The organism is Paenibacillus sp. MDMC362 (genome assembly GCF_003269305.1).
Classification (GTDB): Bacteria; Bacillota; Bacilli; order Paenibacillales; family Paenibacillaceae; genus Paenibacillus_AQ.
Window position 1 is genome coordinate 17,319 of the sequence record NZ_QLYT01000043.1, and the last position, 18,163, is coordinate 35,481.

Annotated in this window: 17 protein-coding genes and 1 other RNA gene; all 18 read left to right on the forward strand. The window is 49.6% G+C overall.

Annotated elements, in window-relative coordinates; translation table 11 throughout:
* Positions 1-115 precede the first annotated feature (115 nt).
* The 18 genes from yqfC to rnpB all read left to right on the forward strand — a co-directional run bounded on the left by yqfC (position 116) and on the right by rnpB (position 17,972).
* On the forward strand, positions 116-409 hold the full coding sequence (gene yqfC, locus DP091_RS21585; RefSeq protein ID WP_113060207.1) for a sporulation protein YqfC: 294 nt from the start codon (positions 116-118) through the stop codon (positions 407-409).
* Entirely contained in the window at positions 406-1,599 is a 1,194-nt protein-coding gene (yqfD, locus tag DP091_RS21590) for a sporulation protein YqfD (protein ID WP_113060208.1), read from the forward strand. The genes yqfC and yqfD overlap by 4 nt, the downstream gene beginning before the upstream one ends.
* A gap of 6 nt (positions 1,600-1,605) precedes the next feature.
* A complete protein-coding gene (locus DP091_RS21595) occupies positions 1,606-2,577 on the forward strand; it encodes a PhoH family protein (protein WP_113060209.1) in 972 nt (323 codons plus the stop codon).
* Positions 2,578-2,591: 14 nt separating this feature from the next.
* The gene (locus tag DP091_RS21600; RefSeq protein ID WP_113060210.1) at positions 2,592-4,892 is read left to right on the forward strand and encodes an HD family phosphohydrolase; all 2,301 of its coding nucleotides are present in this window, start codon (positions 2,592-2,594) and stop codon (positions 4,890-4,892) included.
* A 2-nt stretch (positions 4,893-4,894) separates the two neighbouring features.
* A complete protein-coding gene (gene ybeY / locus DP091_RS21605; protein ID WP_113060211.1) occupies positions 4,895-5,392 on the forward strand; it encodes an rRNA maturation RNase YbeY in 498 nt (165 codons plus the stop codon).
* A complete protein-coding gene (locus DP091_RS21610) occupies positions 5,392-5,775 on the forward strand; it encodes a diacylglycerol kinase family protein (protein WP_113060212.1) in 384 nt (127 codons plus the stop codon). Before ybeY ends, DP091_RS21610 begins: the two co-directional genes overlap by 1 nt.
* 19 nt (positions 5,776-5,794) lie before the next feature.
* Entirely contained in the window at positions 5,795-6,202 is a 408-nt protein-coding gene (gene cdd / locus DP091_RS21615; RefSeq protein ID WP_071222942.1) for a cytidine deaminase, read from the forward strand.
* Positions 6,203-6,278: 76 nt separating this feature from the next.
* The gene (era, locus tag DP091_RS21620) at positions 6,279-7,181 is read left to right on the forward strand and encodes a GTPase Era (RefSeq protein WP_113060213.1); all 903 of its coding nucleotides are present in this window, start codon (positions 6,279-6,281) and stop codon (positions 7,179-7,181) included.
* A gap of 138 nt (positions 7,182-7,319) precedes the next feature.
* Positions 7,320-7,460: a YqzL family protein gene (locus DP091_RS21625; RefSeq protein WP_074961956.1), complete on the forward strand. Its 141-nt coding sequence runs from the start codon at positions 7,320-7,322 to the stop codon at positions 7,458-7,460.
* A 36-nt stretch (positions 7,461-7,496) separates the two neighbouring features.
* Positions 7,497-8,252: a DNA repair protein RecO gene (gene recO, locus DP091_RS21630; protein ID WP_113060214.1), complete on the forward strand. Its 756-nt coding sequence runs from the start codon at positions 7,497-7,499 to the stop codon at positions 8,250-8,252.
* A gap of 368 nt (positions 8,253-8,620) precedes the next feature.
* The gene (gene glyQ / locus DP091_RS21635) at positions 8,621-9,508 is read left to right on the forward strand and encodes a glycine--tRNA ligase subunit alpha (RefSeq protein ID WP_071223067.1); all 888 of its coding nucleotides are present in this window, start codon (positions 8,621-8,623) and stop codon (positions 9,506-9,508) included.
* Positions 9,501-11,576, forward strand: coding sequence for a glycine--tRNA ligase subunit beta (glyS, locus tag DP091_RS21640; RefSeq protein ID WP_113060215.1), 2,076 nt, complete (start codon positions 9,501-9,503; stop codon positions 11,574-11,576). The genes glyQ and glyS overlap by 8 nt, the downstream gene beginning before the upstream one ends.
* A 215-nt stretch (positions 11,577-11,791) precedes the next feature.
* Positions 11,792-12,271 carry a YaiI/YqxD family protein gene (locus DP091_RS21645; RefSeq protein WP_113060216.1) on the forward strand — a complete coding sequence of 160 codons (480 nt, stop codon included), beginning with the start codon at positions 11,792-11,794 and terminating at the stop codon, positions 12,269-12,271.
* Between the two features lie 41 nt (positions 12,272-12,312).
* Positions 12,313-14,130 carry a DNA primase gene (gene dnaG / locus DP091_RS21650; RefSeq protein ID WP_113060217.1) on the forward strand — a complete coding sequence of 606 codons (1,818 nt, stop codon included), beginning with the start codon at positions 12,313-12,315 and terminating at the stop codon, positions 14,128-14,130.
* Between the two features lie 42 nt (positions 14,131-14,172).
* Positions 14,173-15,303, forward strand: a complete 1,131-nt coding sequence (rpoD, locus tag DP091_RS21655; protein ID WP_076321292.1) for an RNA polymerase sigma factor RpoD — start codon at positions 14,173-14,175, stop codon at positions 15,301-15,303.
* Positions 15,304-15,559: 256 nt separating this feature from the next.
* Positions 15,560-16,318 carry a tRNA (adenine(22)-N(1))-methyltransferase gene (locus tag DP091_RS21660; RefSeq protein WP_113060218.1) on the forward strand — a complete coding sequence of 253 codons (759 nt, stop codon included), beginning with the start codon at positions 15,560-15,562 and terminating at the stop codon, positions 16,316-16,318.
* Positions 16,294-17,409: a Nif3-like dinuclear metal center hexameric protein gene (locus DP091_RS21665; protein ID WP_113060219.1), complete on the forward strand. Its 1,116-nt coding sequence runs from the start codon at positions 16,294-16,296 to the stop codon at positions 17,407-17,409. Before DP091_RS21660 ends, DP091_RS21665 begins: the two co-directional genes overlap by 25 nt.
* A gap of 156 nt (positions 17,410-17,565) precedes the next feature.
* Positions 17,566-17,972, forward strand: an RNA gene (rnpB, locus tag DP091_RS21670) — RNase P RNA component class A.
* Positions 17,973-18,163: the final 191 nt, after the last annotated feature.

Here is an 18,163-nt window from a genome sequence, read left to right on the forward strand (position 1 = left end):
ATGCGGGAGACCGCCTCGTCAGATTTTTTGACGGGGCGGTCTTTTTACTTTTGATCTCATAAAACGGCTTCTTGGGGCATAAGGTGTACAGTACAGGAAGGGGGAAAGTCTCCATATGTCCCGCATCAGCCGCAAGCTGCAGAAATGGACCCAAGAAATGCTTGATTTGCCACAGGATCTGTTATTTGATTTGCCGCGGTTGACCCTGATTGGCAATAAAGAGCTGCATATTGAAAATCATCGCGGAGTTCGGCATTTTTCCGAGGAACGACTTGTGTTGTCTTTAACGCAAGGTTCTTTGGAGATTTCGGGGGCCGGACTTGCGATTCAGGCTATTCAAAGCCATGAAGTGACCATCATTGGCACCATTCATCATATTCAATACATAGGAACGGGGGAGAAACCGTGAAGATTCCGACGATGATCCATCTTCGAGGATATGTGAAGCTCGCTGTTCGCGGTGAGCATGTGGAAGCATTCATCAATTCATTGGCGGAGGCGGGGATTCCGGTTTGGGATGTAACACCGACAGGGGCCCACTCAGCAGAGCTTAAGCTGCTGCTGAAGGATTTCAAAGGGCTCCGTCCGCTGTTAAAACGGACAGGCTGCCGTACGCGGATCAAGGGGCGTTACGGATACCCCTTCAAAGCCCGCCGCGTGTTGAAACGCAAAGCGTTTGTTATCGGCGTTGTTGCGTTTTTTATGATCCTGCTCACGCTTTCCTCGATGGTGTGGAACGTGGAAGTCGAGGGGAATGAAACGATCGCTTCGGAGGATGTGCTTGATGCGGCCAAGTTGGAAGGCATATATCCGTTTCAATGGATATTCAAGCTGCAATCGATGGACAAGCTGTCCGGGAATATGACCGCCCGCCTCCCGGGGACTTCATGGGTAGGGGTGGAACGAAACGGGACGCGCATACGCATACAGATTGTAGAGGCGGCCGTACCGGAGAAACCGCCGCTACAGAGTCCGAGGCATCTAATCAGTACGCAGGATGCTGTCATCACCCATATTTACGCTGAGAAGGGGGTCCCAAAAGTAGGGATTAACAGCCGGGTGAAGAAAGGCGACATTCTGATTTCCGGTGTCCTTGGGGACGAGGAAAATTCGGAGCAAATTGTAGCCAAAGGGGAAGTGAAGGGCCTTGTATGGCATGAATACGATATCGAAATTCCATTGGTGAAGACCCATAAGGTATATACGGGGGAAGGAAAGAAGCGTTCGTATATCGTATTTGGCGATCGGGCCGTCCAGCTGTGGGGCTACGGGGATATTCCGTTTTCACAGCAGGAGACTTTGACCTTCTATGATCCGCTTACGTGGAGGACGCGCGTGCTTCCGCTAGGCTGGATGACGGAAAAAATCATGGAGGTTACCGAGGTGCAGCGGACCATAAGCGAGGATGAAGCGAAAAAAGAGGGAATCGAGGGGGCACGCCGGGATATTTTGGCGAAATATGGGACCGATTCGAGATTTGTAAGCCAAAAAATTTTGCATGATAAGAAAGAGAATGGTAAAGTTTATATGAAAGTGCTTTTTGAGGTGGAAGAGACCATCGCGAAAGAACTTCCCATAGTATACGATCAAGGAGAATGAGGCTATTTGTCACAGCAAACGACCAGCATTCAAATTTTACTTCAAAGCGCGTCAGAAGGTCTGTCCTTATTCGGACCACAAGATACATTTCTGAAATTAATCGAAAAAGAAATTCCTGCGACGATAGATTCACGGGAAGCGGTCATCACGATTCGTGGGCAACATCGAAATGTGGAGAGTCTTCAGCAGCTGTTTGAAGTGCTGCTCCAGCTTGTGCGCAACGGCTACATTTTGACCGAACGTGATATCCTTTATGCTGTAGAACTCGCCAAGGATCTGAGAGCTGATCAATTGCTGGATCTGTACAAGGGCGAAATCACGACAACCTTCAAGGGCAAGCCTATTCGTGTAAAAACCATCGGTCAGAAGCACTATGTGACCACCATTAAAAAGCGGGATGTTGTATTCGGTATCGGTCCTGCCGGAACAGGGAAAACCTACTTGGCCGTCGTTCTGGCTGTTGCCGCGCTGAAGGAAGGATCCGTCAAACGGATCATTCTGACAAGGCCGGCAGTAGAGGCCGGAGAGAGCCTGGGCTTCCTGCCGGGTGATCTGCAGGAGAAGGTTGATCCTTACCTCCGACCGCTGTACGATGCCTTATACGATGTTATGGGCCCGGATCAAACGGCCAAGGCGCTGGAGCGTGGGTTGATTGAAATTGCGCCGCTTGCTTACATGCGCGGGCGGACGCTGGATGATTCATTTATTATTTTGGACGAAGCACAGAACACCACGCCGGAACAGATGAAGATGTTTCTGACACGGCTTGGATTCGGCTCGAAGATGGTCATAACCGGGGACGTGACCCAGATTGACCTGCCGCGGGGCAAGAAATCAGGACTAATCGAAGCTAAAACGATATTAAGCGGAATTGAGGAAGTCGGATTCGTCTATTTTGCCGAACAGGATGTTGTACGTCACTCTTTAGTACAAAAAATCATCGTCGCTTACGATAAAGCAGCAGAAAACCAAGATTAAAGGGGATTGTCGCAATGGCCTCCAATGAACCATCGACGGACAAGTCCATATGGGGTAAAAACAGCGGATGGAAATATAGCGTGGCAACACGCTATATTCTGTTTTTGCTGCTTGCTTTACTCTTTTATATCAGTCTAGCATCTAGGCTTTTGCCGGAACGCTATGACATTCAGGTCAATACGAAAAGCGAAAAGAATATCGTGGCGCCCGTGCAAATTGAGGATAGCAAGGCAACGCTAAAGGCACAGGAGGCGGCGGCGGAGAACGTCCAGCCGATTTACCCTCACGTTCCTTTGCGGAATGACGTTCTGGTCACGCAAATACTTGACCGCATTGAACGTTTGAATCAGGACGTCGATATCAGCTCTGGCGAAAAGGTCGAAATTTATCGTAATGAAATTCCGAGGATGGCTCGAGAATTCGTGCAAAACTTCGTGTCGGCCAACAGCACGAATGAAGCTTATTCCAAAGAGCTGCTTCAGGAAATGCAGCGGGTCATCGAAGAACAAACCTATCGGATCCCCGAGGAAACGTTCATTAAGATACCGAGGCTGAATTCGGAAGATATTATTCAGATGAAGCCTGTAGCTCGAGAGATTGTATCCAGGCTGATGCTGAACGAAATCGTGGATGCCGATACGGCACGTACCCGCGTGGCGGAGAGAGTGAACACAAGTTCGTTGAATGATCGGACAGCCAGGGAAGTTGTTCAGGAATTGGCAAGTTTAACGATAACGGCCAATAAATTCTATGACGAGGTTGCCACCAAGAATGCGAAGGTGGAGGCCAGGGAGAATACCCCGCCCGTATTTATCAAACAAGGGGATATCCTCGTGGCGAAAGGTCAGCTTATCACACCGGAGCTGTACGAGCTGCTTGGCAAAAATGGTCTGCTGAAGGACGACGTCAACTACTGGCCGGAGCTGGGAGTTCTCCTCCTGTCTGTCCTGCTGTCGCTGGGCGTACTGACATTCATAAGACAGTCGGAACCTGGCAAATTTAAATACAACAACTCGCAGCTGTTGATGCTGGTCCTGGTGTATGTGATCACGCTGATTCCGATGCATTTGACGGCATTTCTGCAAAGCGATTCCCAGATGTATGTTGGATATCTTGCGCCTGTTGCGATTGGTGCGATTCTGGTTACCCTGCTGCTGGAAACCTCGCTGGCTTATTTCAGCGTCATCATTTTCAGCATTATGGCAAGTGTCATCTTGAATGTTCAGGGTGAATTGTTTGACTTCAAATTCGGGTTATTCGCAGCCGTGACTTCCTGCGTTGCGATCTTCTCGATTCACCGCGCGAGCCAACGGTCGACGATGCTGAAGGGCGGCATTATGGCTTCTCTGTTTGGCGCATTGATCGTGTTTATCATGCTGCTGCTCAATAACGATACGTGGACGACGAGTGAAACGCTGTATTCGATCGGTTTTGCTATCGCCGGCGGATTGTTAACGGCCATTCTGGTTATCGGGTTAATGCCGTTCTTCGAAGTCACCTTCGGTATTCTGTCGGCTCTGAAGCTGGTGGAATTATCGAACCCGAACCATCCGCTGCTCCGTAAACTGTTGACGGAGACGCCGGGCACTTATCATCACAGTGTCATGGTCGGAAACTTGTCCGAAGCTGCGGCGGAAGCGATTGGCGCCAACGGACTGCTGTGCCGCGTCGGATCCTACTATCATGATATCGGAAAAACCAAGCGTCCGATCTATTTTATCGAGAATCAGAACAACATGGAGAACCCGCATGATTCCATTGAACCGAAGCTGAGCAAATCCATTATCGTTGCTCACGCAAGGGATGGCGTGGAAATGCTCAAGGAGTACAAGCTGCCTAAACCGATACGAGATATCGCGGAGCAGCATCACGGCACAACGTTTTTACACTATTTTTATCATAAAGCGGTTCGCCAGGCGGAGGAGCAGGGCATAGAACTGGATTTTACTGAAGATGATTTCCGTTATCCAGGGCCGAAGGCTCAATCCAAGGAATCTGCGATTGTCGGCATAGCCGACAGCGTCGAAGCGGCTGTTCGTTCATTGCGTAAACCGACGGTGGAACAGGTTGAATCGATGATCGAGAAGATCATCAAAGGCCGCCTGGATGACCATCAGTTTAATGATTGCGACTTAACGATGAAGGAACTGGATATTATCGCCAAGACGTTAAAAGAGACGGTGATGGGGATTTTTCATTCCCGGATCGAGTATCCTGAAGATGTGAAGCGTCCCAAGCCGACAGCGCCAAATGGCGATAACCCGACCGCTTCCGAGACATCGGCAACGAGTGAGGAACAGAGAAGGAGCGTATAAGAATGAGCCTGCAGCTGGCATGGAATAATGAACAAGAGGATTTTCAGATTAGCGAGGATTTGATCGCCTTGCTTGAAGTGATTCTTCAGAAGGCCGGAGAGGCTGAAGGCGTTACCGACGGCGTGGTTGATCTGACCTTTGTCGATGATGAACAGATCCATGAATTGAACCGGGAGTACCGGGGAATCGATCGTCCGACCGACGTTCTCTCCTTTGCGATGAATGAAATTACGAACGATGAGCTCGAGATCATTTATGAGCTTGAAGAAGGAGAAGAACTGGAGAGCGTGCCGGATGTTCTGGGTGATATTATTATCTCGGTCCCTCGCGCAAAGCTGCAAAGCGAAGAATACGGTCATTCCTTGGAACGGGAACTCGGTTTTCTGTTTGTTCACGGATTTCTGCATTTGCTCGGATATGATCATCAGGATGAGGCGAGCGAAGCGGAAATGATGGGCAAGCAGGAGGCTGTGCTTGCAGAAGTAGGATTGACAAGATAGTGAAGCCGCACAGACAATCGTTATACAGGGCATTTGGGTGCGCGATCCGCGGCATCTTGACGGCTGTAAAAACGGAACGCAATATGAAAATCCACATTGCTGCTGCCTTGATTGTATTCATCGCAGCAGCTTTGCTGCAATTGGACCGAATGAGTTGGTTGTTTTTGGTATTGGCGATTGCCCTCGTATTTATCGCGGAGCTGGTAAATACTGCGGTAGAGGCCGTTATCGATCTGATTTCGCCAGAAGAACATGTTTTAGCTCGGGTGGCTAAGGACACAGCAGCCGGTGCAGCATTAGTTGCAGCGGTGTTTGCCGTCGTAATCGGCATTCTGGTCTTCTATGAACCGGTATGGGAATGGATACAATCAATGACAAGTTGAACATTAGGAGGAACTGGATATGGATGCAGGATTGTTGATGCAGGAAGCGATTAAAGCTCGTACGCGGGCGTACATACCCTATTCAACATTTGGTGTAGGGGCAGCTCTGCTCGATTCGCGCGGAGAGGTGCATCTTGGATGTAATGTAGAGAATGCTGCATACGGTCCTACCAATTGCGCTGAACGCACGGCATTGTTCCGTGCGATAGCCGATGGTCATGAAGCAGGGAGCTTCCAGGCGATTGCCATCGTTGCCGATACAGATGGCCCGTGCACGCCGTGTGGGGTATGCCGGCAAGTGCTGGTGGAGCTGTGCAAACCGGATATGAAGGTGATCATGGGGAATATGAAGGGTGACATCAAGGAAACGACCGTCAGTGAACTGCTGCCGGGTGCGTTTGGTCCTTGGGATTTAAACAAACAGTAAGTTTGCAATTGAACAGGATCGAACCAAGGTTTCAGAACACAACATGTAGATACAGGAACAGTAGCGGAGGAATGGTATGCAAAAAAAACAATTTAAGTCCGGGTTTGTGGCTATTATCGGAAGACCGAATGTAGGGAAATCAACGCTGATGAACCAGGTGATCGGTCAAAAGATTGCCATCATGTCGGACAAACCGCAAACAACAAGAAATAAAATTCATGGCGTCTATACGACCAACGAATCCCAAGTGGTTTTTCTGGATACACCGGGCATTCATAAACGTCAATCCAAGCTTGGGGATTACATGAACCAGACCGCTTTAAGCACGCTGGGTGAGGTTGAAGCCGCCTTGTTTCTGGTGGACGCTTCCGAGGGCATCGGCGGGGGAGACCGTTTTATTGCCGAGCAGCTGCAGAAGATCAAGACTCCGATCATTCTGGTCATGAACAAAATCGATAAGATTGAGCCGCCCGCTCTGCTCCCTCTGATTGAGCAGTATCGGAAGCTGCATGATTTTGCAGAGATCGTCCCGATTTCCGCCAAGCTCGGCAACAATGTCGACACGCTGCTTGAACAGATACAGAAATACTTGCCTCCTGGCCCGCAGTATTATCCTGAAGACCAAGTGACGGATCATCCGGAGCAGTTCGTGTGCGCAGAGCTGATTCGCGAGAAAATTTTGCATATGACAAGAGAGGAAGTTCCTCATTCCATTGCGGTTACGATTGAGGATATGCGGGTGGAGGAGAACGGAACCGTATATATTTCAGCCGTGATTTTTGTAGAACGCGACTCCCAAAAGGGTATCATTATCGGCAAGCAGGGTGCTCTGTTAAAAGAGGTTGGCAGACAAGCTCGTCAGGACATTCAAAGACTGCTCGGGTCCAAGATTTTTTTGGAGCTCTGGGTTAAAGTTAAAAAAGATTGGCGTAACCAAGAACGCGTGCTTCGCGATCTCGGATTTCACCGCGGGGAATAATAGAGCCGCTGTTCAAATCGGAGGCAAATCATACACGGCAGCCGCCTGCCAACAATTGCATTTCATAATTCTGCTCTAGGCGCACATCCTAATTTTCGTAGATGCGAAACGTCATTTCCGAAGAGAGGATGAATACGAATGCGAGATTTTTCGTGGAAGTATTTTGCGATGACTGGAGATGTCGATGCGTATTTGCTGTATAAGGAAACCGAGGGTGAGTCGGTTCTTACAGCTGCATCCGTTGAAGATGAGGCGGCCCCGCATGAAGAAGACGAGTAATCATTGGTTGTTCCAGGAATGGTTGGGGGAAAGCGCATGCTATATCGGGCGGAAGGGATTGTCATCCGCAGCATGGACTACGGTGAAGGGAACAAAATCATTACACTTTGCACCAAAGAATCGGGCAAGGTAGGCGTGCTGGTCAGAGGAGCAAAGAAGGTGAAAAGCCGTCATGCTGCTCTGACCCAGCTGTTTACTTATGGAGAATATGTGTTCTTCCGGAATGGTACCGGGCTCGGCAATTTGAACGCCGGTGAGATTATGGAATCTCACCACGGGCTCAGGGAGGATCTTGTCAAAGCCGCCTATGCTTCTTATGCCTGCGAGCTCTTGGATCGGGTGCTGCAGGATGAGGAGACGGGCGCTTTTTGGTTTCATCAGCTCAAGGCCTGCCTGGATGCCCTTCAGGAGGATAAGGATCCCCAAATTATCATCAATCTGTATGAGATGAAAATTTTGCAGGCGGCAGGGTACGGGCCGGAGCTGGACGTTTGCATTTCATGCAATCAATCCAGAAAAGACGAGGATATGCTGGTGAGCCCCCGCCTTGGCGGCGTCCTGTGCCGTTACTGCAAACATCTGGATCCGCCGGCAATGGCGATCTCGCCCAGAACGCTGAAGCTGCTGCGACTGTTTGGACGATTGGATTTAAGGCGGCTGGGCAATGTGGATGTGAAGGACGAAACGAAGGCCGAGCTTAAAAAGGTCATGCGAGCTTTGATGGATATGCAGCTGGGGCTGCGTTTGAAATCGCAAAACTTTTTGGATCAAATGGACAAGTACAACATTTGACGTAAGATATAGAATAAGGTATTATATTTATCAGTTTATTAGTTTTTTGAATACTGACATGCATTGAACGGGAAAGTAGTGAATAATCGATCCGTGAAAGCGAGCCGGGGGTGGTGGAAGCCTGGTGGGAGATATTCATGAACAGGGCACCCGGGAGCATGATGAAACGATAAAGTGGGTTTTGCTGATCGCTGGAGACTAAGATTGTGTCCGTGGCGCAGCAGGGCCAAGTAGGGTGGAACCGCGGGAAGCTACAGCTCTCGTCCCTATGTCTGTACAACAGGCGTAGGGCGAGAGCTTTTTGTTGTACAGAGAATGATATGCATGGTGGAATGAATTTGAAAAAGAATGTAAAGGAGCTAAAAATCATGAATTTCCAGCAGATGATTTTGACGCTGCAGCAATTTTGGGCGGAACAGAATTGTATCATCGTGCAGCCGTACGACACGGAAAAGGGTGCCGGTACAATGAACCCGATGACGTATTTGCGTTCGATCGGACCCGAGCCCTGGAATGTGGCTTATGTAGAGCCTTCCCGCCGCCCGGCCGACGGCCGTTATGGAGAGAACCCGAACCGTCTGTATCAGCATCACCAATTTCAGGTCATTTTGAAACCTTCACCGGACAATATTCAAGAGCTGTATTTGGAGAGCTTGAAGCGTCTTGGCATCAATCCGCTCGATCATGACATCCGTTTTGTTGAGGACAATTGGGAAGCGCCGACGCTTGGAGCATGGGGCCTGGGCTGGGAAGTTTGGCTGGATGGTATGGAAATTACGCAGTTTACGTACTTCCAGCAGGTAGGCGGCATCGACGCAAGTCCAGTCGCTGTAGAGATTACCTATGGTATGGAACGTCTTGCATCCTATATCCAGGATAAAGAGAATGTGTTTGATCTGGAATGGGTAGACGGCATCACCTATGGAGACGTATTCCATCAGCCGGAATTCGAGCATTCGAAGTACACTTTTGAAGTGTCCGACGTTAAAATGCTGTTTACGCTGTTTAACATGTATGAAGAAGAAGCGAATAAAGCGATGAACCAAAATTTAGTATTCCCGGCGTACGACTATGTTCTAAAATGCTCCCACACGTTTAACCTGCTGGATGCCAGAGGCGCGATCAGCGTAACGGAGAGAACGGGATACATTATGCGCGTGCGAAACCTGGCTCGTCAGGTAGCAGCCACGTATTTGGAAGAGCGCGAGAAGCTGGGCTTCCCGCTGATTAAGAAAGGGGGCGCAGACCATGTCTAAGGATTTATTGTTTGAAATCGGTCTGGAAGAAGTCCCGGCGAGATTTCTGCGCGCCGCGATGGAACAGCTTCAGGACAAATTGGTCAAATGGCTCGATACTTCCAGAATCGGGCATGGAGAAGTAAGGGCATATGCTACGCCGCGCCGCTTGGCGGTATGGGTACAGAACGTGGCGGACAAACAAGAAGACGTCAGCGAGGAAGTGAAGGGGCCTTCCCGCAAGATCGCGTTGGATGATAGCGGACAGTGGAGCAAGGCAGCGCTTGGTTTTGCAAAAAGCCAGGGCGTTGATCCCGAGAGTTTTACCTTTAAGGAGCTCGGCGGGGTAGAGTATATCTATGTGACGAAAAACAGCGTCGGCGTGGATACGAAGTCGATCCTTTCTGAAGGACTCCTTGGCATATTGACTTCCATGACCTTTCCGAAAAATATGCGCTGGGGCGCGCATGAATTTAAATTCGTTCGTCCGATTAAGTGGATGGTCGCTCTCCTCGGAAATGAGACGATAGATCTGGAAATTACGGGCGTGAAAGCTGGGAACGTGACCCGTGGACATCGTTTCCTTGGCGGAGAAGCCGTAATTCCTGAGGCATCGGCTTATCGCGACGTATTGCGCGAACAGCATGTCATCGTGGACGTGAATGAACGCCAAGAGATGATTGTGTCGCAGATCCAAGCACTGGCCCAAGAGAAAGAATGGAATATCGCCATCAAGGATGATTTGCTTGAAGAGGTATTATTCCTGGTTGAGACGCCAACCGTGCTGTACGGATCATTCGACTCCTCATTCCTTCATATTCCGCAGGAAGTATTAATTACTTCCATGCGTGAGCATCAGCGGTACTTCCCTGTGCTGGATAAGCAGGGACAATTGCTTCCGTTCTTTGTCACGGTGCGAAGCGGGGACAGCCGTTCCCTGGACGTTATCGCAAGAGGGAATGAGAAGGTACTGCGAGCCCGTTTGTCGGACGCGAAATTTTTCTATGAGGAAGATCAGAAGCTTCAGATCAAAGACGCCTTATCGAAGCTGGAGAGCATCGTGTTCCATGAGGAACTGGGGACCATCGGCGATAAAGTCCGCAGAATCCGCCGAATTTCCGATCAGTTGTCCGCGAAGCTTAACATTTCGGCTGACGAAGCAGATTCCGTGAGCCGGGCAGCCGATATTTGCAAATTCGACCTGGTGACCCAGATGGTTTACGAATTCCCTGAACTGCAGGGTGTTATGGGAGAGGATTACGCAAGAAAAGCCGGTGAGAAGGAGCAGGTAGCCAAAGCGGTGTTTGAGCATTACCAGCCTCGTTTCGCCGGTGACGCTGTGCCTTCCACCTCGGTCGGATCCATCGTAAGCATTGCGGATAAAATCGACACGATCGTGGGCTGCTTCTCCATCGGCATCATTCCGACAGGCTCCCAAGACCCTTACGCGCTCCGCCGTCAGGCGGCCGGCATCGTTCAGATCATCCTGGAGCACAAACTCCCGGTGACGTTATCGGATGTCTTCGGTGTGGCACTGGAGGTTCACGAGAACATTCGCGTATTGAAACGCTCGACGGATGAAATCAGTAAGGACCTTAAAGAGTTCTTCGGCCTTCGCGTGAAGAAGCTTCTGTCCGAAGATCAGCGCTATGATGTCGTGGATGCCGTAATTACCGCAGGATTCGATCATGTGGTCTCGGTTGTATCCCGCGGTCATGCGCTGATGAATGCTGTCGATCATGTCGATGACTTCAAAACAACGGTGGAATCCTTCAACCGGGTCAGCAATTTGGCTGCCAAGGCCGGTAAGGCTGCTGTCAATCCAGAATTGTTTACGGAATCGGAAGAAGGCAAGCTGTACAAAGCTTGGAACACGATTCGCGAAGATTATCATGCCGCGCTGCAAGCTGCTGACGGCGAACGTTCATTGTCCTTGCTGGGTGGACTCAAAGAACCGATTACCGGATTCTTCGATTCCGTTATGGTCATGGCAGAGGATGAAGCGGTTCGGGCCAATCGTCTCGCACTGCTCTCCGGCATTGATGGAGATTTGAAGCGGTACGCCGATTTTACGAAATTGGTGTGGTAGTAGTGACAGCATGATTTTACTAATGTTATAATGCATTGTTCAGTGAAAGCGACAGCCCGCGGTTATGCACGGGATGGCGCTTTCGCTATGAACGGCCTGAATCAAGCAAGTGCTGGGTCATTGTTTATTTGCGAAGAAGGATTTTAATCTGCCAAAGACGTATATAATAATATACAGCATAAAGATGAATCCAAGATTAACGATAAGAGCCGGTGATGCGAATGAACGAAAGCAGCTCCATTTCGATTGTGGTTGATGGTGATGCATGTCCAGTCAAGAAGGAAATCGCAGAGACAGCTCGTACATTTCGTGTGCCGGTACTGCTTGTTTCTTCCTATGATCATCTGCAGCAGGCAGAAGAAGGGGTTACGACGGTTCAGGTGGATCGGAGTGATCAAAGTGCGGACCTATACATTGCTAACCACATATCCAGGGGGGATATCGTGGTAACGCAGGATTATGGACTGGCTGCACTTGCACTTGCCAAATCATGTCATGTGATATCTTTTCGTGGTCGTATTTTCCATAATGCGGATATCGATTTCATGCTGGATTCCCGTCACCATCAGGCTAAGGCGAGGAAGCAAGGAAAGTATGGCAAAGGGCCCAAAAAGCTGCTTGACGAAGACCGGAGTTTTTTTCAACATAAACTGACAAAACTTTTGCATGAATTGCAGGAGAATGTCCACCCGTAGCGAATACTATTTACGTGCCAAAAGAGATGAAGGTGGTTTGGATGAGTACCGGACAAGGTAATATTCCGGATGATGTCATTGAGGAAGTACTGGCCAAGAGCGATATTGTGGACACGGTCAGCAAATACGTGCATCTTACCAAACAGGGGAAATACCTGAAGGGCTTGTGCCCGTTTCACTCAGAGAAGACTCCTTCCTTTACGGTTACACCGGAACGCCAAATCTTTTACTGCTATGGCTGCGGTAAGGGCGGAAACGCCATTAAATTTAGAATGGAAATCGAAGGATTTTCTTTTCCCGAAGCCGTAAAGACAATGGCAGAAGAGAATGATATCTCGTTGCCGGAAGGTCAAGGAGTTCCCGTAATTCCTCGTAATCCGGAAAAAGAACGTTTGCTTGAAGCATATGAGCTTAGCGCCAAGCTGTACCATTTCCTGCTTAAGAACACGGAGCATGGTACGGAAGCCATGAAGTATTTACGATCCCGCGGAATGAGCGACAAAATGATTGACCAATTCCAAATCGGTTATGCGCCAGATCGTTGGGACACGCTTGTACAGTTCCTGACGAAGCGATCCTTTGACTTGAAAGAGATGGAAAAGGGCGGTTTATTATCCGCAAGAAATGAACAGGAAGGCTATCTCGACCGTTTTCGCGGACGCATCATGTTTCCGATACATGACCGCAGCGGCAAGGTCATTGCGTTTGCTGGCAGAATATTGGGGGACGGTCAACCGAAGTACCTGAATTCCCCGGAGACACTTCTATTTAATAAGAGCCGCACATTGTACAACCTGCACCAGGCAAAAACATCCATACGCAAATTGCGTCAAGTTCTGTTATTCGAAGGTTACGGAGATGTGATTTCGTCATGGGAAGCAGGACTACACAATGGTGTGGCAACCATGGGAACCTCTCTAACGGAAAATCAAGTGGCAATCATGAAATCGGTGGCTGAAGAAGTTGTTGTTGTCTATGACGGCGATAAAGCCGGTATGGCTGCTGCGCTAAAAGTCATTCCAATGCTGGAAGGCGTTGGTCTCAGAGTACGAATCGCTTTGGTGAACGAAGGAATGGACCCGGATGATTACATCCGCAAATTCGGTGCCGAGCGTTTCAGGCATGTAGTAGAAACAGCTGTTTCAACAACAAAATTTAAACTTATATATCTGAAGAAAAACCATATACTGCTAGAAGAAGATGGTAAGATTGCCTACGCCAAAGAAGCATTGCCCATTATCGCCGTACTGAATTCCTCGACTGAACGAGAAGTTTACTTGAGGGAATTGTCCTCCGAGCTCCATCTTTCCTACGAGAGTCTTAAGCAGGATTGCAATCTGCTTCGGCAATCGATGCAAAAAAAGATGGGCGATGGGGATAATAAGGAAAAAAGGTGGAATAATGGTAGGCATAAAAAAGGGCGCCAGCCCGCCCCTGTACTTCTGCCTGCTTACCATGCTGCAGAACGGCGGCTGCTGTCGCTGATGCTGCAGGATGCGGAGGCCGCGCGATACGTTGGCGATCGCCTGGGAGAAGCGTTTAATATTGAAGATCATGCGGCAATTGCTGCTTATCTATATGCTTTTTACGCACAGGGTAAATCTCCGGATATCAGCCGTTTCATGTCATCGCTCCACGACGATCGTTTGGAAATGACGGTCAGCTCGATCATGATGATGGAAGCACCAGCCGAGTGGAATGTTCAAGTGCTCGATGATTGCATACGTGAGGTGCTGAAATTTCCGCAGCAGAGAGAGATCGACCAGAAAAAAGAAGAGATGATTAAAGCGGAGCGCTCAGGGGATTTTATGCGAGCCGCACAAATTGCAAGTGAGATTATCGCCCTAGAAAGACAATGAAGCCCCACGCATTGCTGTTTCTAGGGAGGAGGGAGTCGAATGATGGCGAATGATCAGCATACTGAACTAGAAACGGAATTTACGCTGGATCAAGTCAAGGATCAGTTGATTGAACAGGGTAAAAAGAGATCCGTATTGAGCTATAAAGATATTATGGAGAAATTATCGCCATTTGATCAGGATACGGAGCAGATGGAAGAGTTCTATGAGCAGCTGGCCGACCTGGGTATCGATGTAGTTAATGAGAATGATGAAGAGGGTACTCACCGGCAATCGGGAGATTCCGAATCCCATGATAACGAGGATTTTGGGTTTGACGACGATCTTTCGCTGCCTCCTGGGATCAAGATTAACGACCCGGTACGGATGTACCTGAAGGAAATTGGCCGGGTTCCGCTGTTGTCTGCTGATGACGAGATTGAACTTGCCAACCGGATTGAACAGGGAGATGAGGAAGCCAAGCGCCGTCTGGCTGAAGCCAACCTGCGTCTCGTTGTAAGTATCGCGAAACGTTACGTCGGACGAGGAATGCTGTTCCTGGATTTGATTCAGGAGGGCAACATGGGCTTGATCAAAGCCGTGGAGAAGTTCGATTACAAGAAGGGTTTCAAATTCAGTACGTATGCGACTTGGTGGATTCGCCAGGCGATCACGCGCGCTATTGCTGACCAGGCCCGTACCATCCGAATTCCCGTGCATATGGTCGAAACCATCAACAAACTGATTCGTGTATCCAGACAGCTTCTGCAGGAGCTCGGACGTGAGCCTTCGCCAGAGGAAATTGCTGCCGAGATGGAACTCAGTGTTGAGAAAGTCCGGGAGATTATGAAGATTGCCCAGGAGCCCGTTTCACTGGAAACGCCGATCGGTGAAGAAGATGATTCCCATCTCGGAGATTTCATCGAGGATCAGGAAGCACTCGCTCCTGCCGACGCGGCAGCTTACGAGCTTCTGAAGGAACAACTCGAAGATGTGCTGGATACGCTGACAGAGCGCGAGGAGAATGTGCTTCGTCTTCGTTTCGGACTCGATGATGGCCGCACCAGAACACTGGAAGAGGTCGGCAAAGTGTTCGGCGTTACACGCGAACGGATTCGACAGATTGAAGCGAAAGCGCTTCGCAAGCTTCGTCACCCGAGCCGCAGCAAACGGTTAAAGGATTTCCTCGAATAGCTTAATCCACGGACCTTCTGCAGTAACGGCAGCAGGTCCTTTTTTTCGAATTCATGCATGAGTTTCTTGGTTATGGAATTTCTTCCTGCATTTGTTTTATTGGTCTTTATTTTAGCTCTTTTCCAGACCCATTGCAAATGAACAGGCCCAACGTTTTTCACGTGATTTACCGGTTTGCAGTTTGGTATTGTCTCTGTTAGGGTAAGGTATAGATCGTGATTTGGACGAAAATATGGAATGGTAAGGTGTATCAACCGTGAAATTATCAAGAAGATTAACGCAAATACTGGAGAAGATTCCATGCGGCAGCCGACTTGCTGATATCGGTTCCGACCATGCACTGCTGCCTGTGGCTGCCGTAGAGAGCGGAGCAGCCATTCAAGCGATCGCCGGTGAAGTCAATCCCGGCCCTTATGATGCTGCCGTCAAGCAGGTCATCGAATCAGGGATGACTGAGGTCATCAGCGTACGAAGAGGAGACGGATTGAACGTACTATCAGCCGGCGAGGCCGACGTCATTACCATTGCCGGTATGGGAGGCAGCTTGATTGCAGCGATTTTGGACCGCGGCATCGATAAGCTGGCCGGCGTCCGCAGGCTGGTCCTGCAGCCGAATGTAGGAGAAGATATCTTGCGCAAATGGCTGTACTCCCATGGCTGGGTGTTGATCGAGGAATGGATCTTGGAGGAAGACGGCAAAATTTACGAAGTGATGGTCGCCGAGCCTTCTCATGCAACAGACTTGACGAATGAGCAGGTTTACACGGAAAGGGCGATTGGGGATGGTCTCCGATTATCTACGGACTGGCTTTTCCGTATGGGACCTTGGCTCACGCAGTCTCCGAATCCGGTTTTCTATGATAAATGGAAATCGGAAATGGAGAAGATGGAGTATATTCTTCAATCGCTTTCGCGTTCAGATCTCACCACGGCAGCCGATAAGGCGAGTGAGATTCGTTCGGATATCGAGTTTATTCAGGAGGTGCTGGCATGCTTGCCAAAGGACAAACCGTAATTCAATATATGGAGCAATTGGCCCCGAAGCACGTGGCCGAACCCGATGATCGAATCGGACTCCAGCTTGGAACATTGCAAAAGGACATTCGCACCGTGCTGATTGCTCTGGATGTCAATGATGAAGTGGTGGATGAAGCCATCGAACTTGGGGCTGATCTGATTATCGCCCATCATGCGATTATATACCGTCCGCTGAAGCAGCTGCAGACGGATACACCGATGGGCAAGGTATATGAAAAGCTGATCAAACACGATATCGCGGTATATATAAGTCATACCAATCTCGATGTAACCGAAGGCGGAATGAACGATTGGATGGCGGAGGCCTTAGGCATCGAGAATACGTCGCCTATCCATGACATGCATAATGAACAGTTATCCAAACTGGTGGTATTTGTGCCGAAGAGTCATCATCAAGAGGTGCTGGATGCCGTGCTTGGCGCCGGTGCAGGCTGGATCGGAAATTACAGCCACTGCAGTTTCAACATAGAGGGCTTTGGCACCTACGTCCCGCGAGAAGGCAGCAGCCCATTTCTAGGCCAGGAAGGCAAGATGGAACGTGCAAATGAGGTTCGGATCGAGACGATTGTTCCTCATGCCATCCGCAACAAAGTAATCCAGGCGATGCTGAAGGCACATCCTTATGAAGAGGTTGCCTATGACCTGTATGCTATGGACCTTAAAGGGAGATCCCTTGGTCTTGGCCGGGTTGGCAAGCTAAAAGAGCCTATGACGTTGGCTGAGCTGGTAGACGTGGTAAAGGAGAAGCTGGAGGTCCCTCATGTTCGTGTCGTAGGAGAGCTCGACCGCACCATCCGCAAGGCGGCCGTCATTGGGGGATCCGGAGGGCGCTACATGATGAAGGCACTGTTCCGTGGAGCGGATGTGCTGGTAACGGGAGATGTCGATTATCATACGGCACAGGATGCGCTCGCAGCAGGACTTACCATCATTGATCCGGGTCACAATGCCGAGAAGATTATGAAGGTCAAAGTCGCCGAGTGGATGGAACAGAAACTGCAGGAGCATAAGTATGAAACCCGAGTTGTTGCTTCCCGCATCAATACGGAGCCGTTCCAGTTCGTGTAAGGACCAGAAATATAAGGCAAGGAAAACGAGGTCTCATTTTGACACCACCTGATCGTAAAGAGTGCTTCGGCCCAGCTGGGAAATTAATCAGCTATTGTTAATGTTTAATGGGTTGTGTACCGCTTCAAATCACTGTATAATATGAATGTTGTCCGGAAAGTTTGACAGACAATCGCTGGCGGTGTCAAAGCCGCGAGAGGAAAGTCCGGGCTCCATAGGGCAGGGTGCTGGATAACGTCCAGTCAGCGCGAGTTGAAGGATAGTGCCACAGAAATGGACCGCCGATGGCCGCCTTAGGGTGGCACAGGCAAGGATGGAACCGAGGTGTAAGAGACCCCGAGGAACGCTGGTGACTTCGTTCCTGGTAAACCCCACCTGGAGCAAGACCTAATGGGACGCAGTCTCTTTCGAGGAGACAGCCTTAGCCCGAGGCGCGTCCGGGTTGGTCGCTTGAGTCGATTAGTAATGATCGGCCTAGATAGATGATTGTCGCTCATGGTGGCAGGGTAGTTCCCGTTATGACCACGAAGAGCACAGAACCCGGCTTACGGAAAGCTTTCCTAACTGAACAACATATTGCTTTACTAATACCGCAATGGTACAAACGCGTATTTTCTTTGGACTCCTCGTGAGGGGTGTACAGGAAATGCGCGTTTTCTTTAGATATCAGAAAGTATAAACTACGAAGTACGGGCCTTCCTGATATCGCAAGAAAAACATCCTCTAAACGCGGTCTGTCTTCCGAGAAAGTACG

Coding starts and splice junctions, on each gene's coding strand:
- era (WP_113060213.1), top strand. CDS start 6,279: ATGCAAAAAAAACAATTTAAGTCCGGGTTTGTGGCTATTATCGGAAGA.
- yqfC (WP_113060207.1), top strand. CDS start 116: ATGTCCCGCATCAGCCGCAAGCTGCAGAAATGGACCCAAGAAATGCTT.
- glyQ (WP_071223067.1), top strand. CDS start 8,621: ATGAATTTCCAGCAGATGATTTTGACGCTGCAGCAATTTTGGGCGGAA.
- dnaG (WP_113060217.1), top strand. CDS start 12,313: ATGAGTACCGGACAAGGTAATATTCCGGATGATGTCATTGAGGAAGTA.
- rpoD (WP_076321292.1), top strand. CDS start 14,173: ATGGCGAATGATCAGCATACTGAACTAGAAACGGAATTTACGCTGGAT.
- recO (WP_113060214.1), top strand. CDS start 7,497: ATGCTATATCGGGCGGAAGGGATTGTCATCCGCAGCATGGACTACGGT.
- glyS (WP_113060215.1), top strand. CDS start 9,501: ATGTCTAAGGATTTATTGTTTGAAATCGGTCTGGAAGAAGTCCCGGCG.
- DP091_RS21645 (WP_113060216.1), top strand. CDS start 11,792: ATGCGAATGAACGAAAGCAGCTCCATTTCGATTGTGGTTGATGGTGAT.
- DP091_RS21600 (WP_113060210.1), top strand. CDS start 2,592: ATGGCCTCCAATGAACCATCGACGGACAAGTCCATATGGGGTAAAAAC.
- DP091_RS21625 (WP_074961956.1), top strand. CDS start 7,320: ATGCGAGATTTTTCGTGGAAGTATTTTGCGATGACTGGAGATGTCGAT.
- DP091_RS21665 (WP_113060219.1), top strand. CDS start 16,294: ATGCTTGCCAAAGGACAAACCGTAATTCAATATATGGAGCAATTGGCC.
- ybeY (WP_113060211.1), top strand. CDS start 4,895: ATGAGCCTGCAGCTGGCATGGAATAATGAACAAGAGGATTTTCAGATT.
- cdd (WP_071222942.1), top strand. CDS start 5,795: ATGGATGCAGGATTGTTGATGCAGGAAGCGATTAAAGCTCGTACGCGG.